Source organism: Achromobacter sp. LC458 (assembly GCF_001005835.2).
Classification (GTDB): Bacteria; Pseudomonadota; Gammaproteobacteria; order Burkholderiales; family Burkholderiaceae_B; genus Achromobacter; species Achromobacter spanius_B.
The window spans coordinates 1-17,807 of sequence record NZ_LBHW02000055.1; the positions used below are offsets into that span (position 1 = coordinate 1).

The 17,807-nt window shown below is 66.0% G+C and carries 18 protein-coding genes, 1 pseudogene and 1 riboswitch; of the genes and pseudogenes, 8 read left to right on the forward strand and 11 right to left on the reverse strand.

Annotated features, from left to right (window positions below; translation table 11 throughout):
* On the forward strand, positions 1–580 hold a 580-nt coding region (locus tag YH64_RS27520; protein ID WP_370512783.1), incomplete at its 5' end, for a M23 family metallopeptidase.
* On the opposite strand, the gene YH64_RS27525 is transcribed toward YH64_RS27520, so the two are convergent.
* Positions 537–1,784: a D-amino acid dehydrogenase gene (locus tag YH64_RS27525; protein WP_046805375.1), complete on the reverse strand. Its 1,248-nt coding sequence runs from the start codon at positions 1,782–1,784 to the stop codon at positions 537–539. The two genes, YH64_RS27520 and YH64_RS27525, sit on opposite strands and share 44 nt — an antisense overlap.
* Positions 1,785–1,918: 134 nt before the next feature.
* Positions 1,919–2,009, reverse strand: a riboswitch (glycine riboswitch).
* A gap of 153 nt (positions 2,010–2,162) precedes the next feature.
* On the opposite strand from YH64_RS27525, the pseudogene ampC reads away from it, so the two are divergent.
* Positions 2,163–3,323: pseudogene (ampC, locus tag YH64_RS27530) on the forward strand (class C beta-lactamase); the annotation flags it as partial.
* A gap of 152 nt (positions 3,324–3,475) precedes the next feature.
* On the opposite strand, the gene YH64_RS27535 reads toward ampC, so the two are convergent.
* The 3 genes from YH64_RS27535 to YH64_RS27545 form a co-directional block, all read right to left on the reverse strand.
* On the reverse strand, positions 3,476–4,486 hold the full coding sequence (locus tag YH64_RS27535) for a 3-hydroxybutyryl-CoA dehydrogenase (protein ID WP_046805374.1): 1,011 nt from the start codon (positions 4,484–4,486) through the stop codon (positions 3,476–3,478).
* Positions 4,480–5,577, reverse strand: a complete 1,098-nt coding sequence (locus tag YH64_RS27540) for an NAD/NADP-dependent octopine/nopaline dehydrogenase family protein (RefSeq protein ID WP_046805373.1) — start codon at positions 5,575–5,577, stop codon at positions 4,480–4,482. Before YH64_RS27540 ends, YH64_RS27535 begins: the two co-directional genes overlap by 7 nt.
* A gap of 172 nt (positions 5,578–5,749) precedes the next feature.
* The gene (locus YH64_RS27545) at positions 5,750–6,733 is read right to left on the reverse strand and encodes an AraC family transcriptional regulator (RefSeq protein ID WP_046805372.1); all 984 of its coding nucleotides are present in this window, start codon (positions 6,731–6,733) and stop codon (positions 5,750–5,752) included.
* A 103-nt stretch (positions 6,734–6,836) separates the two neighbouring features.
* On the opposite strand from YH64_RS27545, the gene YH64_RS27550 reads away from it, so the two are divergent.
* The 4 genes from YH64_RS27550 (at position 6,837) to YH64_RS27565 (ending at position 10,358) form a co-directional block, all read left to right on the forward strand.
* Positions 6,837–8,222, forward strand: coding sequence for an MFS transporter (locus YH64_RS27550; protein WP_046805371.1), 1,386 nt, complete (start codon positions 6,837–6,839; stop codon positions 8,220–8,222).
* Positions 8,223–8,319: 97 nt separating this feature from the next.
* Complete coding sequence (locus YH64_RS27555) at positions 8,320–9,357, forward strand: DUF2242 domain-containing protein (protein WP_143215562.1); 1,038 nt, start codon at positions 8,320–8,322, stop codon at positions 9,355–9,357.
* A 217-nt stretch (positions 9,358–9,574) separates the two neighbouring features.
* Positions 9,575–10,000: a CopD family protein gene (locus tag YH64_RS27560; RefSeq protein ID WP_223264877.1), complete on the forward strand. Its 426-nt coding sequence runs from the start codon at positions 9,575–9,577 to the stop codon at positions 9,998–10,000.
* A gap of 154 nt (positions 10,001–10,154) precedes the next feature.
* Positions 10,155–10,358, forward strand: a complete 204-nt coding sequence (locus YH64_RS27565) for a hypothetical protein (RefSeq protein ID WP_143215563.1) — start codon at positions 10,155–10,157, stop codon at positions 10,356–10,358.
* Positions 10,359–10,536: 178 nt separating this feature from the next.
* On the opposite strand, the gene YH64_RS27570 is transcribed toward YH64_RS27565, so the two are convergent.
* Together YH64_RS27570 and YH64_RS27575 are read right to left on the reverse strand one after the other, a co-directional pair.
* The gene (locus YH64_RS27570; protein ID WP_046805367.1) at positions 10,537–11,352 is read right to left on the reverse strand and encodes a hypothetical protein; all 816 of its coding nucleotides are present in this window, start codon (positions 11,350–11,352) and stop codon (positions 10,537–10,539) included.
* Positions 11,353–11,480: 128 nt separating this feature from the next.
* Positions 11,481–11,927 (reverse strand): hypothetical protein, encoded by a 447-nt coding sequence (locus tag YH64_RS27575; RefSeq protein ID WP_046805366.1) that lies wholly within the window; start codon positions 11,925–11,927, stop codon positions 11,481–11,483.
* 230 nt (positions 11,928–12,157) lie between these two features.
* On the opposite strand from YH64_RS27575, the gene ppk2 reads away from it, so the two are divergent.
* Positions 12,158–13,432, forward strand: coding sequence for a polyphosphate kinase 2 (gene ppk2 / locus YH64_RS27580; RefSeq protein WP_046805365.1), 1,275 nt, complete (start codon positions 12,158–12,160; stop codon positions 13,430–13,432).
* 4 nt (positions 13,433–13,436) lie between these two features.
* On the opposite strand, the gene YH64_RS27585 is transcribed toward ppk2, so the two are convergent.
* The 5 genes from YH64_RS27585 to YH64_RS27605 all read right to left on the reverse strand — a co-directional run bounded on the left by YH64_RS27585 (position 13,437) and on the right by YH64_RS27605 (position 16,766).
* Positions 13,437–13,790, reverse strand: coding sequence for a DOPA 4,5-dioxygenase family protein (locus YH64_RS27585; RefSeq protein ID WP_046805364.1), 354 nt, complete (start codon positions 13,788–13,790; stop codon positions 13,437–13,439).
* A 15-nt stretch (positions 13,791–13,805) separates the two neighbouring features.
* Positions 13,806–14,168 carry a translation initiation factor Sui1 gene (locus tag YH64_RS27590; protein WP_046805363.1) on the reverse strand — a complete coding sequence of 121 codons (363 nt, stop codon included), beginning with the start codon at positions 14,166–14,168 and terminating at the stop codon, positions 13,806–13,808.
* Entirely contained in the window at positions 14,168–14,548 is a 381-nt protein-coding gene (locus YH64_RS27595) for an RNA-binding S4 domain-containing protein (protein WP_046805362.1), read from the reverse strand. The genes YH64_RS27590 and YH64_RS27595 overlap by 1 nt, the downstream gene beginning before the upstream one ends.
* 260 nt (positions 14,549–14,808) lie before the next feature.
* The gene (locus tag YH64_RS27600) at positions 14,809–15,798 is read right to left on the reverse strand and encodes a tripartite tricarboxylate transporter substrate binding protein (protein ID WP_046805361.1); all 990 of its coding nucleotides are present in this window, start codon (positions 15,796–15,798) and stop codon (positions 14,809–14,811) included.
* Between the two features lie 65 nt (positions 15,799–15,863).
* Complete coding sequence (locus YH64_RS27605; protein WP_046805360.1) at positions 15,864–16,766, reverse strand: amidohydrolase; 903 nt, start codon at positions 16,764–16,766, stop codon at positions 15,864–15,866.
* 116 nt (positions 16,767–16,882) lie between these two features.
* On the opposite strand from YH64_RS27605, the gene YH64_RS27610 reads away from it, so the two are divergent.
* Positions 16,883–17,770, forward strand: coding sequence for a LysR family transcriptional regulator (locus tag YH64_RS27610; protein ID WP_046805359.1), 888 nt, complete (start codon positions 16,883–16,885; stop codon positions 17,768–17,770).
* Positions 17,771–17,807: the final 37 nt, after the last annotated feature.

A 17,807-nucleotide genomic window follows, 5' to 3' on the forward strand; every position in this document is an offset into this window, starting at 1 on the left:
CGGCCAGCCCGCCGTCGAACCTTGCATGACCGTTAATCCTGTATTGCGCTTCCTCTGGCGCCTCGTCATCCTGGGCTTATTGATCTGGCTTGCTGCGTGGGCGTGGCCCCGCCTGCCCGACGCCGCACGCGCACCGTGGCATATGGCCCGGCTGGCCTGGCAACAAGCCCCGTCATCCTTGCCCGTACCGGTACAGGGCGTGTCCGCCAGACGCTTGACCGACACTTGGGGCGCGGCCCGGTCCGGCGGTCGCCAACACGAAGGCATCGACATCTTTGCCGCGCGCGGCACGCCTGTGCTGTCCACCACGGAAGGCGTGGTCATGCAGGTTGGCACGAACAACCTGGGCGGCCAGGTCGTGTGGGTGCTCGGGCCCGGGCGCCAGCGCCATTACTACGCGCACCTGGATGGCTACGCCGATATTGAACGGGGGCAGCTGGTGGCCCCCGGAGACGTGCTGGGCTACGTCGGCAACACCGGCAACGCGCGAGGCACGCCGCCGCATTTGCATTACGGCATCTACGACGGCGGCGCGATCAACCCCTATACGCTGTTGATGGCGCCGGCAACGCCGCCCTGACGCTTTGCGCCAGCACCTGCGCCGTCGCGGCTGACAAGGTCCACCCCAGGTGTCCGTGCCCCGTGTTGTAGAACACGCCCGGGCGTTTGCCCGGCCCCACGCGCGGCATCATGTTGGGGGTCATGGGGCGCAGGCCGCACCACGGCACGACGCGCGTGGTGTTGATGTTGGGGAAGTGTTTACGCGTCCAGTCGATCAGCGGCTGCACGCGTTCGGCACGGATGTCCATGTTGAAGCCGTTGAATTCCGCCGTACCCGCCACGCGAAAGCGGTCGCCCAGGCGGCTGGTGACGATCTTCGCGGCTTCGTCCAGCAGGCTGACGCGGGGCGCGGCGCCCTGGCTGTCGGCGTCGTCCAGGTGCACGCTGATCGAATAGCCCTTGACCGGATAGATGTTGATGGAATCTCCCAGCAGGCGGGCGAACTTTCTGCTGGCCGCGCCCGCGCACACGACGATGGCGTCCGCTTCGTGCCGTTCGCGCTGGGTGCCGCCGTCGCGGCGGATGTCCAGCACGTAAGGGCGGTCGTGGCGTTGGATGTTGTCGATGTCGGCATCGTGCACGAACGTGACGCCCCGGCGTTCGCATGCCTGGGCCAGACCGCGCGTGAACTTGTGGATGTCGCCGGTGGCGTCCGATGGCGTGTAGAAACCGCCGTGGCATCCGGTTTGCATGGCGGGTTCGATGGCGCGCGCTTCGTCGGCGGTGACTGCGTAGCGGTCCAGGCCGCCGGCTTGCAGCAGCGCGTTGGCGCGATGCGCGGCCTTGAAGCTGTCGGCGTCGTGGTAGATGTGCAGGATGCCCCGGCGCTCCAGGTCGAAGTCGATGCCTTCCGCCTCGGCCATGTCGAATAGATGCCGGCGCGCTTCGATGGCCATGCGCGTGGTGGCGATGGTGTTGTCGCGGTAGTTGGGAATTTGCGCCATGAATTGCGCGAGCCACGAATACTTGTGCCAGCTGAAGCGGGGGTTCAGCAACAGCGGCGCGTTTTTGCGCAGCATCCAGCGTAGCCCTTTGATGATCGTGGCCGTGCTGTTCCAGACTTCGGCGTTGCTGGCGGATAGCTGGCCGCCGTTGGCATAGGACGTTTCCATGGCGGGATAGCGTTGGCGGTCGTAGACGGTGACCGCGTATCCCAGGTTCGACAGGGCATAGGCGGACGTGACGCCGGTGATACCGGCGCCAATGATGGCGATGCGGGGCATGGTGGCTCCAGACAAGGTGGCCGCGACCAATGTGGACGCGGCACCCCATCTGTCTTTGGTACCTGAGAGTTTCACCCGCGCGGGCGGCGGGTTCCCCTTCGGTGGGCGCGCACGGCGCCTCTCTCCAGATTGTCTATACGCGCGCAGTCCTGTTGCCTGAGAGTTTCCGGGGCGGTTGCTCCGTCGGCGCCGGCCGCCAGGGCCGGTCTCTTCTGCGCGGTTTTGAATCGACGGGGTAAAGAATAGCTAAGTTCATGTCGCATTTGCTTCAGGGTTAGTACTATGTCGCGTGCGCCGTTGGGCCGGCGTGAAACGAATAGGACGATAGAAATGAGTTTTCGTGCCGCGCGACGCACTGTTTTGCAAACCCTGGCCGTGATGGCCGGCGGCGCCCTGGTTTCATTGGCGTCGGCCGAGCCGGTGGCCCCCGGCGCCGACATCGACGACGCCGTGCATGCGGTAATGCGCGAGTACGACGTGGCGGGCCTGGCCATCGCCGTCACGCGCGAAGGGCGGCATGAATTTCGCAGCTATGGCGTGGCCTCGCTGCAAACGCATGCGCCCGTCAGCCGCGACACGCTGTTTGAGCTGGGCTCGATCAGCAAGACCTTTACCGCGACGCTGGCGACCTACGCCCAGGCGCTGGGCAAGCTGTCGCTGACCGACAGCCCGGCGCGCTTCGTGCCTGCCTTGCAAGGCACGGAATTCGGCAAGCTGAACCTGATCCACCTGGGCACGCACACGGGCGGCGGCTTCCCGCTGCAAGTGCCGGACACGGTGGGCGACGATGCCCAGCTGATGGCCTACCTGTCGGCGTGGACGCCGCGCTATGCACCGGGCACCTACCGCACGTATGCCAACCCCAGCATCGGCATGCTGGGCGTGGTGGCGGCCAAGAGCCTGGGCCAGCCCTATGCGCAAGCCATGGAGAAGACGCTGTTGCCCAAACTGGGCCTGACCAACACCTATATCCACGTGCCCGCCGCCAGGATGGGCGACTACGCGCAGGGCTACAACAAACAGAACGCGCCGGTGCGTGTGAACCCGGGCGTGCTGGCCGACGAAGCCTACGGCGTCAAGACCAGCGCCAGCGACCTGATCCGCTTCGTGGACGCGAACATGGGCGTGGCGTCAGCGCCCGCGGAATTCAGCGCCAAGGCCGCCCGGGATGCGAAGATCGCCAAGGCCGTCGTCAACGACGCCGTGCTATCCAAGGCCTTGGCCGATACGCATGTGGGCTACTACGACGTGGGTGGAATGACGCAGGATCTGGCCTGGGAACAACTGGCGTATCCGGTGACGCTCAAAGCGCTGTTGGCGGCCAACGCCGGCACGTTGAACAGCCAGAGCCACCCGGCCAAGGCCCTGACCCCGCCGCAGCCCCCGCGTGCCGATGTGTGGATCAACAAGACGGGTTCCACCAATGGCTTTGGCGCCTACGTGGCGTTTTTGCCGGCCAGGAAAATCGGCGTGGTGATCCTGGCGAATCGGAACATTCCGAACGACGCCCGCGTGCGGCTGGCGTATCGCATTCTTGAAGGGGAAACGGCGGCGGGAGCAAGAACGGATACGGGAACGGGAACGGATTCGGGATCGGCCCCGGAAACGCAACCCGAAGCCCGCGCGCAAGCGAACTGAAACAGGCAGAAGGCGGTGGCCGGCCGAAGGCCGTGGCCGGCCCCTGTCAGCCGTCAAGCTTGGGTGCCCGCCGCCGTGTGGGCGCCATCAAAACGCGGCAATAGCCCCATGACCTCCAGCCTTTTGCACAGCTGTCCCAGGCGCTGCATCTTGTAGGCGTCCACGTCCAGGTCGGCGTAGTCGTAGAAGCCCTTGCCATCGCGCAAGCCGTTGCGGCCTTGCTCCATATTTTTGGCGATGACATCGGGCGATGCAAAGCGTGGGCCGATCTGGGCTTCAAGGTAGCGCGATGCGTAGTACAGGATGTCGCCGCCGCCCCAGTCGATGAACTCCAACAGGCCCAGCACCGAAAACCGCAAGCCGAATCCCAGGCGCACGGCGGTGTCGATGTCTTCGGCGCTGGCCACGCCTTCCTCGACCATGCGCGCGGCCTCGTTCATGGCCAGGGCCTGGATGCGTGGCACGATGTAGCCCGCCGCGGGCGCGCATTGCACGGGCGTCTTGCCGGCTTGGCGCAGCACGGCCAGCAACGCTTGCAGGGCGGCCTCGGCGGTGCGCGGCCCGGCGCTGACTTCGACCAGCGGAATCAGATAGGCGGGGTTGAGCCAGTGCGCGTTCAAAAAACGCTCGGGGCCTGGCATCAATTCGGCCAGCTCGGTCACCAGGAACGTGGACGTGGTTGACGCAATCACGGTGTCCGCCGCGCACACGCGGCCCAGCCAGGCGAAGGTGTCGCGCTTGGCGTCCAGGCGTTCCGGCACGGCTTCGAAGACGATGCGCGCGCGTTGCAGGTCGGCCACGGCGTCGTCGCGGCCGCACAGGCGCACGCGCTGCATGGCGGTCTCGGCCTGCTGTTCATCCAGCAGGTCAAGCCGGCTTAGCGTGCCCAATTCGCGCCGCAGGTTCGCCAGCACGCGCGCGTGGTGATCGGCTTGTTCCGCCTGAGTCCTGGGCTTGATGTCGACCAGTGTCACGGCGCGTCCCGCGTGGATGTACGACAGCGTGATGCCTTCCCCCATGCGCCCGGCGCCGATCACGCAGATTCTGTCTTCCATGGTCAGCATCCTTGTTCCAGCAATTCCGCCATGCCGGCGCGCGACAGGCGCTCCAGGCCGAGACTTTCCAGCGTGCGGCCTTCCGCGTAAAGATCGCGGCCGGTGATGGCGCTGGCAATGCTTAGCAAGCCTTGCGCCACCGGCGTCGGCACGCCCGCCCAGCGCCCCGTGGACACCAGCAAGGACAGGCCCAGCCGCGTGTCCTCAAGCATGTAGCGGTGCGTGTGCAGGTCGATGGCTTCACGCCAGTCGCCGCTGTCGGTCAGCTTGCCGTGCGCGCCACGGCCGTACATCCATTCATCGCCTTCCGTGGCGTAGTGGTCGGCCAGCGGAAAGTGTGGCGCGGCATAGCCCAGCGCCTCGCGGATGGCGATGCGTTCGGCATCCAGCGCGTCGGTAACGCGACGGATTGATGGCTGGGTGCCTTCGTTGTGGATGTCCCACTTGTCGAAATGCTCCAGGGGGCCGGCGTTCATCATGATGAGCGGCGGATGGATGATGGGGCCGGCGTTCATCAAGGCGCCCGCCAATCCGTCTTCGATGGGCTCGATGCTGGGGTAGACCTGACCCAGCAACGCCAGCGCGTCGTCGGTCAGCCGGCTGGGGAACACGCCGGTGGGCAAGCGCGTGGCGTAGCCGCTGATGACGACCGTGTTGCCGTGCTTGCGCGCCAGGTAGGGCAGGGTGCCCGTCTCGGCAAAGGCCACGCGGGCGGTATTGCCGGCGTCCCGCTGCGCGCGCGCAAACAGGTAGCTGCCAAAGGTGCCGGGCGGCAGGAACACCACCTGCCCGTCCTGCAACAGCGGGGCCAGCATGGGCGCCAGCGCATCGTGCGTGGTCGAGGGCAGGGGGATGACGACGACCCGCGCGTCAGTCAGCGCGGCCTTCAGCGAGCCTTGCAGCGCCAGGTGGCCGGGACCCTGGCCCAACGGAACCTGGCGCGTGCCGCGATAGTCGGTGACAGTCAGCGCGCCGGCCTGTCGCAAGCCGTCGAACGCGGCGTCGTCGCGGCGCCACCAGCACACCTCGTGTCCGTTTTCGGCAAGTTCGGCCGCAGCCGCGTAGCAGCCGTAGCCGCCGCCAATTACGCTGATTCGCATGATCAAGCTCCTTCTTTGAAGGCTTGATCCTAGCGGCGGCGTGGCGCCTGGGCTGCGCCAAACGCGCAAGCGCCGTTCCGATCCGGCAAGGGATTTCGACAGCGCAGGCAGCGTGTCGCGGCCGCGCGGGCAGGGGACAACGCCAGTGCTGGCCGGCGAGTGCGACGGCGCGTCAGGGGCGAGGCCGACGCAGCGTGTCCGACGGCAGGCAACCGTAGCGCTTGCGGTAATGCGTGGCGAAATGGCCGAAGCTGCTGACGCCGTGGCGCAGCAGGATATCGGTCACGCTGTCGCCGCCGCGCGCCTGTTCCAGCGCGGCGTGCACCAGGGCCAGGCGGTGGTTGCGCACGTAGTCGCTGGGGCTTTGCTTGAGAAACTGCGTGAAGCCGTTTTGCAGCGTTCGCACCGACACGCCGCAGTGTGCCGCCAGGTCCGCCAATGAAATCGCTTCGTCGACATGGCTTTCGATGTAGTCGCGCGCGGCGCGCACATGCTGGGGCAGGGGCTGGCGGTGGTCGGCGCGCAACGCGTCGGAATAGTTGTGCGGCAGTTGGGTCAGCAGCAGCGCCAGCAGGTAGTCGGAAAAGCCGGCCGCAAGCGTCTGCGTGACGCCGTCAATGGCGGGGTGCTGATAAAGGCGGCATAGGTAGTCCAGTGTTTCGCGCACGGCGGCAAGGCCGGGGGAATCGGGCGGCGCTTCCAGGTCGAACACCAGCGCGTGCTTGATGGGGCGGTCCAGCAGGCGCTGCAATTGATGTTCCAGCGCTTGCCGCTCGACACGCAGGATCAGGTTGCGGCAGTCGCGGCCGATGCTGATCACGCTGGGTTCGGACGGCGACGAAATGGTGAGGCTGCCCGCTTGCATGGACGCGCTGCGCTTGCCCAGCGTGACCAGGCCCGAGCCTTGCAGCGTGATGCGGATCAGGTAGTAGCTGGAGATGTCGCCCGCGTCGATTTCGACTTCGGCGCCGTAGTGCAGGTCAAACAGCGCCGCGTTGCCGAAGAACACGCCATACAGCCGCGATTGCAAGGGTTTGCCCTGAGCCACGCACATGCGGTGCGACCAGAGGTGCTGGCTGACCTGGTCCTTGACCTCGGCGGCGTTGCCCGAGTCCAGCAAGCAATGGCGGTTCAGCGGATAGGTGTCGTTGAACATGCTTTCCTGCGCGGTGGGAATAGTCGTTGCGCGCGGCGTATAGAGTCCCGCTGCGCAAAGACCTACAAACGATGGACAAGACTAAGGAAAACAAGGGAAAAACATGACTGACGCGACGCTGCCGCCACTGACGAAACGAAGCTACGCCTACGAGTGGTACGTCGTCGTGATATGCATGCTAGCGTACATATTTTCCTTCGTCGACAGACAGATCCTGGCGCCGATGATCGAACCCATCAAGCACGATCTGCAACTGTCCGACACGCAGTTCAGCCTGCTGCACGGCTTGGCGTTCTCGCTGTTCTACGCCGTCATGGGCATCCCCATCGCCTTGTTGGCCGACCGCTATTCGCGCCCGAAAATCATTGCCATCGGCGTGGCCTTCTGGAGCCTGGCCACTGCCGCCTGTGGCCTGTCGCGCAGCTTTGCGCACATGTTCCTGGCGCGCATCGGGGTGGGCGTGGGCGAGGCCGCCTTGTCACCCGCCACGTATTCCATGCTTAGCGATATGTTTCCGCGCGACAAGCTGGGCCGCGCCGTCGGCATCTATTCGATCGGCTCGTTCATTGGTGGCGGCATGGCGTTTTTGATCGGCGGCTATGTCATCAACCTGCTTAAAAGCGTGGACAGCGTGGTGGTGCCGTGGGTCGGCGCGATGCGGCCGTGGCAGGTCACGTTTTTCATCGTGGGCCTGCCGGGCCTGCTGGTGGCGCTGCTTATCCTGCTGACGGTGCGCGATCCGCAGCGCCTGGGCTTGCGCCGTAGCGCAGACGGCCACGCGCACAAGCCCACGGTGGGCGACACGTTTCGTTTCCTGGGCCGCCATCGCCGCACGTTCTTTTGCCACTACCTGGGCTTTTCGTTCTATGCCATGGTGCTGTTTGCCCTGTTGGGCTGGACGCCCGCTTTCTACATGCGCAAGTTCGGCATGTCGCCGGTGGATGTGGGGTACATGCTGGGTGTGGTGGTGCTGGTGGCCAATACGGCGGGCGTATTTTGCGGCGGCTGGCTGATGGACGCGCTGGCCAAGCGCGGCTATCGCGATGCGCCGTTGCGGGCGGGCGTGATCGGGGCGGTCGGCATGGCGCTGCCCGCCGTGGCGTTCACGCAGGTGGACAGCTTGGCGGCGTCGGTGGCGCTGTTGCTGCCCGCGATGTTCTTTGCGTCCTTTCCCATGCCGACGTCCACGGCGGCCATGCAGATATTGCCGCCCAACCAGATCCGCGCGCAGGTGTCGGCGCTGTTCCTGTTGATCTCCAATTTGATCGGCCTGGGGCTGGGGACGACGGCGGTGGCTTTGTTGACCGATCGTCTGTTCAAGAATCCGGCGGCGGTCGGGCAGTCCTTATCGCTGCTGATTGGCGTGGCCACGGTGCTGTGCGTGTTGCTGCTGGCGGCGGGTTGCGCCAGCTATCGGCGCAGCCTGGGGCAAGAGGAAGGGCGCGCGGAAAACGGGGTCGGAACTGTGCTGTCGCCCCGGCCCCGTTAAAACTGTTTCAAGGGATCACGCCGGGCAAGCGAGATTCGCCAGCCGCCCCCTTCCTGGCCGATAATGCCCGCTTTACGCCTAAAGCCGGACCCCCCTCATGCCTTGCGTTACCCGTCGTCTGCCCGTTGCCCTGTTTGTCTGCCTGACGGCGATCCTTGCGGGATGCAGTTCACCCAAGCCGGCCTACGAACGGGAAGACTTCGCACAGAACGACGTGTTCTCGCGCACCTTCCCCACGGCCAGCACCACCGCCTGCGATGCGGGCCGCCGCGCCTTGCTGAGCCAAGGCTACAACATCGACCGCTTCGACGCGGCCCGCGTGTCCGGGCACAAGAACTTCCAGGGCGAAGACGGGCTGCACACGCAGATCAATTTCAATATCGACTGCGCCTCGGACGGCAGCGCCAACCAGCGCGCCACGGTGTTTGCCAACGCGGTGCAAGACCGCTACTCGATCAAGCGCACTTCCAGCTCGGCCAGCGTGGGCGTCAGCGTGCTGGGCCAGGTGTCGATGCCGTTCGGCTCCAGCGACGACTCGCTGGTCAAAACGGCTAGCCAGACGGTGTCGCGTCCGAAATTCTACGAAGGCTTTTTCCAGCTGTTGCAGCGCTTCCTGCCCGACGCGGAAGCCGCCGCCGCCCCGCACGTACCGCCAAGCCCGCGCGCCCGCGCGTCTCAAGCCAAGCCGCCGGCACCGCCCGCCGATCCCGTCGTGTCCCCGGACGCGCCCGCCGACACCCTGAATCCCGCTGCGGCGAACGGGCCGTCGGGTCCAGGCGCCGGCAGCGACAAGGGCAGTGATAAGGCCGGTGACAAGGCCACTGACACGACCACGCAAAAGCCCGCCGCGGACGCGCCGCACGCCGCGCCGTCATCGACGCCGGGCAATACCCAAACCGGCACCCCGCCCGCCACGCCCGCCACGTCTCCGGCGTTGCCGGGGCCGGGCGCGTCGATTTCGACTCCGTCGGCGGTCAGCCCGTCCGCTGCTACGACCGGCGCTGCGACTGGCGCTGCGAACGGCGCCGGGGGGCCGGCCACGGCTGCGATCACCGGTACCACGGCGGGCGTCTCCTCTACCGTCAGCGGCGCCGCTGCCAGCCCCGCAGCGTCGGCGTCCGCCACCGGCAACTGACCCCTGCCGCGCACGCCGGGCCCGGCGTGCACTCGGTCGTGCCCTCGGGCATGTCATCCGGCATGTCATCTGGCCTGCCCTCCGGCACGTCATCCGGCCTGCTCTCCGGCATGTCATCCGGCACGTCCGGCATGTCATCCGGCATGTCATCCCGCGCGACCGACCTGTCGCCGCAGCCGACTACTGCCCGCCGCCGCATCCGGCGATAATGCCGGCCATGACTTATCAACTGCTGAAAATGGCCCACGTGGCCGCCGTGGTGGCCTGGCTTGGGGGCTCGCTGTTTGTCTCGCTGTTCCTGCTGTCGTCGGCGCCGCAAGAGGGCGATGAAGCGCCCAAGGAACGCAAGATGCTTGGCGCGCTGCGTCGTTGGACCTTGTGGGTGACGACGCCCGCGATGGTCGTGTCGTGGCTGATCGGCCTGCATCTGGCCATGACGTTCGGCTGGTTCGCCATGAACTGGATTTGGGTCAAGGCGGGGTTTGCCTTGGCGCTGTCGGCCTTGCTCGGCATCCAAAGCGCGTCGCTGCGTCGCATGGCCAACGGCACGCTGAAACGCCCGCCGATGGTGGACTTCTACGCGCCGTTCACCGTCATTGCCTGCGGCGTCATCGTGACCTTGGTGCTGGTCAAGCCGTTCTGACGCGCGCGGGCAGTATCGCCCCAAGCTTGTAATAAGGATTCAACCAACGCGTCGTTGGCGGGCGGCGGTCGGCTGCCTAGAATCGTCTGTCCTGTCCGCGCGTGCTTTGCTTTGCACGGACGTATCCGCGCAAGACCGCGAAGGCGATTCAATCATGACCACCCGCACTGTCCAGACCGACGCGCGCCGGGAAGACGGCAACGCGACGCCACGCCGGCCCGGCCATCGCGGCTGGTTTCAGGCGCTGCTTGGCGCCGCGCTGGACGCGGCTTCGATGTTTCATGGGCCTGATTTTCCGGCGGACCCCAGCGCTTTCAACAACGAGCGCCCGCGCCCACGCCCACGTTCCCGCCACTGAAGGCCGGCTGCGGGGCGGCGGCGCCGGGCAGCGCTACGGCAACACCGCAGCAACACCACGGCAACACCACGGCAAAGCAACGGCAAAGCAACGGCAAAGCAACGGCAAAGCAACGGCAAAGCAACGGCAACTCCACGGCAACACCGAGGCACAACTCCACGGGAACTCAACGGCAACGCTACGGCAGCGCCGAGAACAAATTAGCCAGCTGCTGCTTGCCCAGCTTTTCCTGTTCGGTCGCCATGGTGTTGATGGCCGCCATGTGCGCGTAAAAGCGTTTCAGATCATCGTCGCGTTCGAACATCAGTTCGTCGTGATCCGCGTACCAATACTGACGGTTGTCGTCCAGCAGCGTGATCATCTGGCCAAACTCTTGCAGGATGCGCGTTTCCAACAACCAGACTTTGCCCAGGCTGTCGCTGCGCCGCGCCAGCGTAGACGTCAGCGTCGCCATCATTTTCTGCTTTTCGGGTTCGCGGATGGCCAGGGACCGGATCAGGTCAGGCATGTCTTTCAACACCTGCATGCTCTGATCGCGGTACTTCGGCACCAGCCGCTCGGCAAGCTCAAGAATCATGCGGCTTTCCACCAGCCCGGTGTCCAGCGCCAGCCGATGCGCGTCCAGCAGCCGGGGCATGCCGATGTCTTTCAGTTCATTCAGATAGGCCTTGTGCTGCGCAACGCGTTCGCCGGCCACTGTCTTGATCGCGCGTTCCAATTCCCCGTAAAAGCCTTTTGCCTTGGGAGTGGGGTCGATGGACGGCAGGTTGTCCGGCACGCCGTCGCCGCCCGTCACCATCTGGTTCAGGGTGTCGGCCACCTTGCGGATTTCAGCGGTGGCGACTTTTTCCTCCGCGCGCTCGCCCATCCGGTTCCAGCCCACGGTCAAGCCCAGCGCCAGCAGAATCAGCGCGGCCCCCGCCAGTAAGCGCCGGCCGTCACGACGCACGCGCAAGCGCCTGGAAAGCGTAAAGGTGTCTTCCTGCGGAGTCATGGCGCACCAAGATTGGGGTCATAGGGCATGAATGTAGTAAGCGGGCCGGCACGCGTCAACGCGCGCCGGCAGTCGTAACGGAGTACCGCAGCTACCGCAAGTACCGTGCCGAAGCCGCCCGCCGGGCGCTATGACGCGGCGGCATTGCGCCGCCACGCCGCCCATTCGCCTTCGCCTTCAAAGTAGCGGTCGCCGCGCGCGGCGGTGGCCAGCCCTTCATGCAGCACGCCCATGTCCAGCCCCGGCAGGTTGCGGAGCAGGGCGGGCGGCAAGTGCTTGGCGTCAAGCAGGCGCTCGTCCAGGATCACCCGCATCATGTCGCCGTCGTCACAACGCACCCATAGATACCAAAGGCTTTCCATGTAGTCGCCGGACCAGGGATCGGGGTATATCGCCGGGCGAAAAGAAAAGCCGAATTCGTGAACGTCAGCCCAGGCCCAGTGCTCTTGCAGGCCGATTGCGCGCGCCAGTTCGCAGTGCCGGGTGAAGCCGGTGTCGTCAAAGCTGACCGACTGCCGGAACGGGTCTTCCACGGGGGGCGGGCCGGACAGAAAGCGCTTGATGCTTGACCACATGGGAATCGGGATGGGATACGGGATGGGAATCGGAGAAAGGCTGGCGGGCCGTGCGGGCGGGATTTGCCAGAGTGTAGCGGGGCGCGACCATGTAATAAATGTTACAACCTTTGATTCTCGTCAATTCCATGCCGTCTACAAGCGGGTAGGGTGGCGCCTTGCCCGAATGGGCGCCCCGTGACGGGGCGACCGGCGTGGGGCAGACGACCAGCGCAGCAAGGACAGGATCGATGACAGACAAGACACCGCAAGCAGCCCCTAAGCAAGACGTTGCCGCGACACCGCGCAAGCGCGGCACCCCGTCGCCCGCCGCCCAGCGAAGTGCCGGAACCGCCAAGGCGGCGGCAGGCCCGGCGACGAAGAGGGCTTCTAAAGGGACTTCCCAGGCGACTTCCAAAGCGACTTCCAAGGCGACTTCCAAAGCGGCTTCACTGGCGACTTCCAAGGCGACCCCCAAGACGGCCTCCGGCCCCGCCACCAAGCAGCCCTCCGAGCAAACCCTGCTGGCGCGCAAGAAAGTCGTGGCGCGCGAAGACGCCGCGCGCCAGGAAGCGGTGTCGGTGTTGGCTGACATCGCGCGGCGCTACAACGTGGTGCCCCGAGCGCAAGCGCACGAGGCGCTGCGGTCCGTTATTGAAGAGCTGTCGCCCGACGATGCACGCGCCGTGCATCGCGCATTGCTGGAAGCAAATGCGCAGGGCCCGGCCGTGCGCCGCAACCCCGACGAAGAGCTGGCGACGGACTGGCGCGACGGCATCTATCCGTATCGCAACCGCATGCTGCGCCGCAATTATGAAAAGCAGAAATACCAGTTGCAGGTCGAACTGCTGAAGCTCCAAGCCTGGGTCAAAGCCACGGGCCAGCGCGTGGTGATTCTGTTTGAAGGGCGCGATGCAGCGGGCAAGGGCGGCACCATCAAACGCATGATGGAACACTTGAACCCGCGCGGCGCGCGCGTGGTGGCCCTGGAAAAACCGTCCGACACGGAAAAAGGCCAATGGTATTTCCAGCGCTACGTGCAGCATCTGCCCACCGCCGGCGAGATCGTGATGTTCGACCGGTCCTGGTACAACCGCGCGGGCGTCGAGCGCGTGATGGGCTTTTGCACGCAGCAGGAATACCTGGATTTCCTGCGTCAGGTGCCTGACTTCGAACGCCACCTGGTGTCCAGCGGCATTCACTTGGTGAAATTCTGGTTCTCGGTCAGCCAGCAAGAGCAGCGCCGCCGTTTCCTGCAACGCAAGGTGCACCCGCTGAAGCAATGGAAATTAAGCCCCGTGGATCTGGCGTCGCTGGACAAATGGGACGACTACACGCGCGCCAAAGAGGCAATGTTCGCGCATACCGATACCGCGGACGCGCCGTGGATCGTGGTCAAGTCGGACTGCAAGAAGCGCGCGCGGCTGAACGCCATGCGCTACGTGCTGAGCCGCCTGCCGTACGAAGGCAAAAGCGCCGAACCGGGCCTGGCGCTGGACCCCTTGATCGTGGGCCGCGCGCTGTAAGTGTTCAGCCGCCCAGCGCGGCCAGGTTCAACGTGTGGCTATGGCCGATCCACACCGCGCAATCACGGTGGTCGCGCAGCGAATCGCCTGTGTTCGGATGCATGAAAACGTCCAGCGCGCCGTGGTTCAACGTCAGCCACGTGGCGATCTCGGCCAACTGCTCGGGGCCGAAGGCAATCTGATAGCTCCATTGCGGATGCGGGCCGACGGGGCGCTCATGGAAGCGCCCCATTTCCATCTTGCCGTCGAATTGCGCCACCACGCGCTCTCGCAACGCAAACGCGGCATCGCGGCTGGCCGCGTCGAAGTACACATGGGCGTGCCAGCTGGTCACGCCGCTTACTGCCAGATCGTTCATGGTTGTCTCGTTGATTCAGCCGCCGGCGCGCTTGGCGCGATGGCCGCTGGTAGTCAGCACTTCGATGATGCGTGCGCAGTGGTCGCCCTGCACTTCGATCACCCCGTCCTTGACCGTGCCGCCCGACCCGCAGGCCGTGCGCAATTGCTTGCCCAGCACGGCAAGCGCCATCGGGTCCAGGGCCAGGCCCCGCACCACGGTCACGCTTTTGCCGCCCCGGCCCTTGGTCTCGCGTGATACGCGGGCAACGCCGTCGCCCGCCGGTGCGCCGCGCGCTGCCGCCTGGCATTGGCATTGCGCCAGCGGCTGGCGGCACTGCGGGCACATGCGACCGCTTTCGGTGGAATAGACCAGCCCGCCGGTGGTTGCGCGCTTCATCACTTGCCCCGCATCAGGTCGATCAGGCGGCGGTCACGCTTGGTGGGCCGGCCGGTTTCGATGCCCAGCGCGGGCTCGGGTGCCAGCCGCCGCATTTCCGCTGCGCGTTCGCGGGCGGCGATGCTGTCCGGCGTTTCCTCATACAGCAGGCGCGCCACGGGCGCAGGGCCGCGCACTCCGCTGACCGCAACCACCTTTACCTGTAGCGCCGGATCTTCCTTGCGGATCGTGATGCGATCGCCGGGCGCGACCTCGCGCGACGGTTTGGCGGCCTGGTCGTTCACGAAGACGCGACCCTTGCCGATCTCTTGCACGGCCAGGCTGCGCGTCTTGTAAAAGCGCGCCGCCCATAGCCATTTGTCGAGTCGAATCTTGTCCATGTTGCTGCTCTTTGCGTGGGTTCTAGCCAAGCCGCAATCATAGCGCCGGGACGCCGGCGCAAAAAAAGCGCCCCTTGGAGATGGGGCGCTGGGGGGCTGGGTGCGTTGCTGTGTTGCTGCGTGGCGGTGTAGCGGCGCAGCGGTGTGGCGGTATAGCGATGTAACGGTGCAGCGGTGTAGCGATGCAGCGATGCAGCGATGTAGCGATGTAGCGATGCGGCGATGTAGCGATGGGGCGGGCAAGATGGCCCGCCCCGCCATCAATCCAGTTTCAGATTTGCTTCGCTGACCACGCGCTGCCACTTGGCGATTTCGGCGCGGCGGAACGTGTCCAGTTCGGCCGGGGTCGAACCAATGGGCTCCGCGCCAATGCCGGCAAGCTGCTCGGCAATCGCCGGGTCGCGCAGCACCTTGGCCAGCGCTTGCGACACCTTGTCGACGATGGCCGGCGGCGTGCCGGCGGGGGCGAACACCGCGTTCCATTCATACGTCTCGTAGCCCGGCACGCCGGATTCCGCGATGGTGGGCAAGTCGGGTGCCGTCTTGGACCGCTCCAGCCCGCCGACCGCCACCGCGCGCAGCTTGCCGCTTTTCACGTGCTGCCAGGCCGAGCCCATGCTGGCGAACATCACGGGCACCTGGCCCGACATGACGTCGATCATGGCCGGGCCGCCGCCCTTGTAGGCCACGTGCTGCAAATGCGTCTTGGCCAGCAGATTGAACAGTTCGCCGGCCAAGTGCTGGGCCGACCCCGGGCCGGCCGATGCAAAGTACACCTGCTCTTTCTGTCCGGGCTGCCCCAGCCTGATCAGGTCGGCCACGGACTTCACTTCGTACGACGGCGTGACGACCAGCACGTTGGGCACGCGCAGCAGCAGCGACACGGGCGCGAAAGCGGTCAGCGTATCGAACTGCATCTTGGAATGCAGCGCGGGATTCTGCGCGTGGTTGGACGCGTCCAGCATCAGCGTGTAGCCGTCGGGCTGCGCCTTGGCGACAACCGCGCCGCCGATCATGCCGCCCGCGCCACCGCGGTTTTCGATGACCACGGGTTGGCCAAGTTCGGCGGCCAGCTTGGGGCCGATCAGCCGCGCCACCACGTCCACCGTGCCGCCGGGCGGGTAGGTCACCACCAGCGTGACGGCGCGCTCGGGGTAGGCGGCCGACGCGGTGGCGGCCGCACCCGCCAGCAGGCCGGCGGCGGCCAGCATGGCGCTGCTACGCGCCAGACGTTTGATGAAGGGGGTCATGATTTGTCTCCTGGGAGTTGGATCTGGTTTTGGTTTTGGTTCTGGCCTTGGGCCTGGCCTTGGGTCTAGCCTTGGCTCTGGCTTTGGATGTTGAATAGCTGCATCGGCGTGTCCGCCAGCACGATGCGTCGCTGCGCGGGATCGTCGATCCACCTGTCCAGCCACTGCGTCGCAGCCGGGTAGGACGCCAAGTGGCGGTGTTCGGTGTGCGGCCAGTCGCTGCCCCACATCAGGCGCTTGGCCGTATAGGCACGCAGCAAAAGCTGGGCAGCCTGACGGCCGGCAACGCCGTAATCGGGGATGCCGGGGCGAAAGGTAGGGGCGGTGGGCGCGATGGCATCGCTGCGGTCAGTGCTATCCGCCACCCGCCAATTCCGGTACGGCGCCGACAGCTTCACCCATACCTGCCCGCTTTCGGCCTGTTGCAGCAGGTAGGCAAAGCCCGGGTCCGACACGCCCAGCGCCGGGTCCGGTCGACCGAAGTGATCGACAACCACGCGGCAACCCGCGGCCAGCAGCGCGGGCAACACCGCGCGCAGCCTGCCGGCTTGCATGTGCACTTCAACATGCCAGGCCAGCGCGTTGACCCGGGCCAGCAAAGCCTGCCAGTCGGCGGCTTGCAGGTCGGGCGAGGGCAGGCCGATGAGGTTCAGCCGCATCCCCACGACACCGGCGTCGGCCAGTGCCTGCAACTGTGCGTCGGTGACCTCGGGCGACACGACGGCGACACCACGCAGGCGCTGCGGGGCCGCGCGCAATGCGTGCACCAGATGGCTGTTGTCGGTGCCCAGGAAGCTGGGCTGCACCAGTACGCCGTGGCTCAATCCATCGGCGTCCAGCAGCGCCAGGTATTGCTCCAGCGTGGCGTCGTAATCGGGCGTGTGGCGCCGGGCGTCCGCCAGCGCCAGCCCTTGCCGGAAAACATGGGCATGGGTATCGACGGCAACGCCGAGGGGGGACGAGGACAACGCGGTCTCCTGTTTTGTGCGCCGGCGTGGCCGCGCGCTGTTCTATGAGGCGGATTCTAGGCAGCGCGGGTATAGTTTTCTATTGCCTAAAACCGCTTTTTATATATCGGATCAATATGGAAACCCGACACCTGCGCTATTTTCTGGCGGTGGTGGACCATGGCAGCGTCAGCCGCGCGTCGGAATGGCTGGGCATCGCGCAGCCGGCGCTGAGCCAGGCGCTTGGCCGCATGGAAAAAGACCTGGGCGTGCGCCTTTTCGACCGCTCGCGACAGGGCGCCGCGCCCACGCCCGCCGCGCTGGCCATCCTGGAGGACGTGCGTATCAGCGTGGCCCGCATCGACGCAGCGGCGCATCGCGCGCGCGAGATCGGGCGCGGCAGCGCGGGGCAGTTGACGGTGGGGCTGGTGTCCTCCGCGCTATTCGACACCCTGCCGCGCGCGCTGCGCGAAATGCGTCGGCAGGCACCCGGCGTGCGGGTGATCCTGCGCGAGATGAGCAACGCCGAACAGGCCGATGCGCTACAAACCGGCGAAATCGATATCGGCCTGATGCACACACCGGTCGCAGTGGGCGGGCGCATGCGTGAACGCCAGCTGTTGCGCGACCGGCTGGTGGCGGCGGTGCCAGACGAGTTCGACGTGGCGGACGATGGCACGGTGACGATGGCGCAAATTGCACAAGCCGGTCTGGTGATGTATCCGCAAGCGCAATTGCCGGCGTTCTATGCCGGCATCATGGACGCGATGCGCAAGGGCGGGCATGCGGTGCAGGTCGCGCAAGAGGCCAACCGCACGCTGACCGTGTTGTCGTGCGTGGCGGGCGGCTGCGGGGTGGCGCTCTTGCCCAGCTGGATTCGCACCATGAACTTCGGCGGCGTCCGCTTTTGCGAAGTGCGCGACGGACAGGCGCTGCCCAGCTTCGACCTGAGCGCCATCTGGCCCGCCCGATCCGTGCCCACGCTGGCCGACGTCTTCGCCAATCTGGACCTGGGCAGAGGCTGATTTGCGCCAATCTTTCAACCCGCCTTCAATTGCCTGG

Excerpts from the sequence above, each read along its gene's own strand:
- YH64_RS27525 (WP_046805375.1), bottom strand. The coding sequence starts at position 1,784 with ATGCCCCGCATCGCCATCATTGGCGCCGGTATCACCGGCGTCACGTCC.
- YH64_RS27595 (WP_046805362.1), bottom strand. The coding sequence starts at position 14,548 with ATGGACAAGATTCGACTCGACAAATGGCTATGGGCGGCGCGCTTTTAC.
- YH64_RS27545 (WP_046805372.1), bottom strand. The coding sequence starts at position 6,733 with ATGTTCAACGACACCTATCCGCTGAACCGCCATTGCTTGCTGGACTCG.
- YH64_RS27570 (WP_046805367.1), bottom strand. The coding sequence starts at position 11,352 with ATGACTCCGCAGGAAGACACCTTTACGCTTTCCAGGCGCTTGCGCGTG.
- YH64_RS27550 (WP_046805371.1), top strand. The coding sequence starts at position 6,837 with ATGACTGACGCGACGCTGCCGCCACTGACGAAACGAAGCTACGCCTAC.
- YH64_RS27600 (WP_046805361.1), bottom strand. The coding sequence starts at position 15,798 with ATGACCCCCTTCATCAAACGTCTGGCGCGTAGCAGCGCCATGCTGGCC.
- YH64_RS27540 (WP_046805373.1), bottom strand. The coding sequence starts at position 5,577 with ATGCGAATCAGCGTAATTGGCGGCGGCTACGGCTGCTACGCGGCTGCG.
- YH64_RS27555 (WP_143215562.1), top strand. The coding sequence starts at position 8,320 with ATGCCTTGCGTTACCCGTCGTCTGCCCGTTGCCCTGTTTGTCTGCCTG.
- ppk2 (WP_046805365.1), top strand. The coding sequence starts at position 12,158 with ATGACAGACAAGACACCGCAAGCAGCCCCTAAGCAAGACGTTGCCGCG.
- YH64_RS27565 (WP_143215563.1), top strand. The coding sequence starts at position 10,155 with ATGACCACCCGCACTGTCCAGACCGACGCGCGCCGGGAAGACGGCAAC.
- YH64_RS27590 (WP_046805363.1), bottom strand. The coding sequence starts at position 14,168 with ATGAAGCGCGCAACCACCGGCGGGCTGGTCTATTCCACCGAAAGCGGT.
- YH64_RS27560 (WP_223264877.1), top strand. The coding sequence starts at position 9,575 with ATGACTTATCAACTGCTGAAAATGGCCCACGTGGCCGCCGTGGTGGCC.
- YH64_RS27610 (WP_046805359.1), top strand. The coding sequence starts at position 16,883 with ATGGAAACCCGACACCTGCGCTATTTTCTGGCGGTGGTGGACCATGGC.
- YH64_RS27585 (WP_046805364.1), bottom strand. The coding sequence starts at position 13,790 with ATGAACGATCTGGCAGTAAGCGGCGTGACCAGCTGGCACGCCCATGTG.
- YH64_RS27575 (WP_046805366.1), bottom strand. The coding sequence starts at position 11,927 with ATGTGGTCAAGCATCAAGCGCTTTCTGTCCGGCCCGCCCCCCGTGGAA.
- YH64_RS27535 (WP_046805374.1), bottom strand. The coding sequence starts at position 4,486 with ATGCTGACCATGGAAGACAGAATCTGCGTGATCGGCGCCGGGCGCATG.